The organism is Caldicoprobacter sp. (assembly GCF_047459465.1).
Lineage (GTDB): Bacteria > Bacillota > Clostridia > Caldicoprobacterales > Caldicoprobacteraceae > Caldicoprobacter.
Genome location: NZ_VSCO01000211.1, coordinates 1 through 2,094, shown reverse-complemented (window position 1 = coordinate 2,094; position 2,094 = coordinate 1). Strand labels below are relative to the sequence as shown.

3 protein-coding genes and 2 pseudogenes are annotated in these 2,094 nt (G+C 40.5%); 2 read left to right on the top strand and 3 right to left on the bottom strand.

The features are described from left to right. Nucleotides 1-214 (top strand): annotated as a pseudogene (locus tag FWJ59_RS09435) (pirin family protein); the annotation flags it as partial. A 32-nt stretch (nucleotides 215-246) separates the two neighbouring features. Further along, the gene (locus FWJ59_RS09430; protein ID WP_414481675.1) at nucleotides 247-333 is read left to right on the top strand and encodes a hypothetical protein; all 87 of its coding nucleotides are present in this window, start codon (nucleotides 247-249) and stop codon (nucleotides 331-333) included. 48 nt (nucleotides 334-381) lie between these two features. Here FWJ59_RS09430 and FWJ59_RS09425 read toward each other — a convergent pair. From FWJ59_RS09425 to FWJ59_RS09415, 3 genes and pseudogenes are all read right to left on the bottom strand, one after another. Continuing rightward, nucleotides 382-610 (bottom strand): annotated as a pseudogene (locus FWJ59_RS09425) (transposase); the annotation flags it as partial. A 307-nt stretch (nucleotides 611-917) separates the two neighbouring features. Further along, nucleotides 918-1,361: a DUF1893 domain-containing protein gene (locus FWJ59_RS09420; protein WP_414481674.1), complete on the bottom strand. Its 444-nt coding sequence runs from the start codon at nucleotides 1,359-1,361 to the stop codon at nucleotides 918-920. After that, nucleotides 1,348-1,878: an ECF transporter S component gene (locus tag FWJ59_RS09415; RefSeq protein ID WP_414481673.1), complete on the bottom strand. Its 531-nt coding sequence runs from the start codon at nucleotides 1,876-1,878 to the stop codon at nucleotides 1,348-1,350. The genes FWJ59_RS09420 and FWJ59_RS09415 overlap by 14 nt, the downstream gene beginning before the upstream one ends. Nucleotides 1,879-2,094 lie beyond the last annotated feature (216 nt).

Genomic DNA, 2,094 nt, shown 5'->3' with positions numbered 1-2,094 from the left:
CTATGATATTCACCTTAAGCCAAATGCTTCTATGCGCTTGAGTACCGATAATGAGCGTTCAGTAATAATATTTACACTTTTAGGCGATGCTTATGTCGGTGGAGAACTGGTAAAGGAAAAGACTGCTGTAAAACTTACCTATGGTGATCAATTAGAGATAAAGTCTGCAGATAAAAAAGCCCAAGTACTATTTTCATTAGTTCGGTACGTTTGAATGAACCCATAGCTTGGGGCGGTCCTATTGTAATGAACACTAAGGAAGAATTGAAAAAGACCTTTGATGATTTAAAAAAAGGCACATTTATACAGAAGACAATATCTTACTTAAGATAGACAAGGGGACGGTTCTCATGTCTTAAGTGGGTAGGTTAATGTCAATTCCTGACGATGCAGAGCTTCTATGATATTGGTAGTATAGAATATTTTTTTGTATTTTTTCCGGAAACTTGAAAAATGGAGTTATTACATCCCAGTTTCTTTCCGGCTTCGAATAGCGAAAGGATAACTTTTCCCACTTTGCTTTTACTTCATAGAATTTTTCTAGTGCTATTTCTTCATTAATAGCACAGTACACTTCTTTAAAATCTTTACTAAATGCTTTTATGTCCTTGGGACCGTCTGCAGCGATGGATATAGTGACAACTTTTAGAGTAACATCAACTGGTACAGCAATTTCCACTTTATCCGGTGCAGAGCAACCAATGCAGCACTTGCATAGCTGGGAGGAGGTGCACTTGCAGCTGGAGGCTGCGGAATGGCTGCTCGCTTTTAATTTCATTGGCAAACCTTTTGCTTACATTCAAATATCATGCTGAAAATTTGCTGAATTAAACTAGGAAAGATAAATGTATTGATGTTAAACCCTTCCTCTCTCACCGGTGTAGAAACCACGCTGGAAAGGCGGAAGGGTTGTTACTTCATTTCTTGCTGCTTTGTTTTGAAGACATATCGGCAAGCCAATTCTTAATGCGGTGATACATCTCGATGGGCTGTTTTACGCCCTCGGACAGTTCTTCCATGGGGCACCGGCCGTCCCGCTTCCGGTTGGCAATAAACGGCACCAGGTGGTCATACTCGACATATATATTATACTCCTCGAGTATTCTTTTCGCGTCAATGCTCATCACTTCGGCATATACCGATGTGATGCCGCATAACACGACGAGGAAGGCCACCGCCCTTCCGATTACCTTGTCGGCCAAAACAGCATTGCTAAAATTCCGGCTTTTAGTCTCGTAATAGTTAATCAGAGGTTTCACACCATTCTCAAAGGATGTCATTATTACTGAATCTTCATGAACCACTACGCATGAATAATTGTGAAGGGCTAATTCGTTTTTGGCGAGGTCAATTGCTCTCAAGACGCATCCTCCTTTCCACCAGGTAAACTACGGCGGGAATGAAAACAATTTGTATAATCAATCCGGGTATTCCAGCTGTAACAGCTCCAAGAACGTTGATTGACGGAGGAATATTTATTTTCAGCACATGTACAGCTGCTAGAATGGCGGCGCCGTATAAAAGGCGGCCAAAAATCATGCTGATGATTAAAGAAACATAAATATTCAGTTTAAGCTTTCTGAAGAGAAAGCCTGTGGCAAGCCCGTAACCACCCAGTTCAATAACCATAAAGTACAGCATCGGGGGCATAGGCATTGATGTTATCAGGAAGCTGAGCAATGGCGAAATCACTCCGGTTATAACACCGATTATCGGACCTGCGAAAAAACCTGCAAGCATAACGGGAATATGCATCGGTAAAAATATTCTCCCAGCGGCAGGACCGCCGATTAAATGAAATACCTGTGGGAATAAAACAGCAAGAGCTAAAAATAATCCGCCTAATGCAATTTTTCTTATAGTTAACTTTTGACGCATATCAAGACCCCTTACAAATAATAACAAATAATAAAAATAAGAAAAGCCTGCTCAAAGCGGAAATACAAGCTTTCGCAGCCTTTTTATCTGCCTTCGTGGCAAATATATGATTTTTATTAAAACACTGATTTAAACGTTGATTTAAACGCAGGCCTTCGTGACCCTAAACTAATATTAGCATATTTTACGGATCAGCGCAATAAAAAAGTCGGTGCC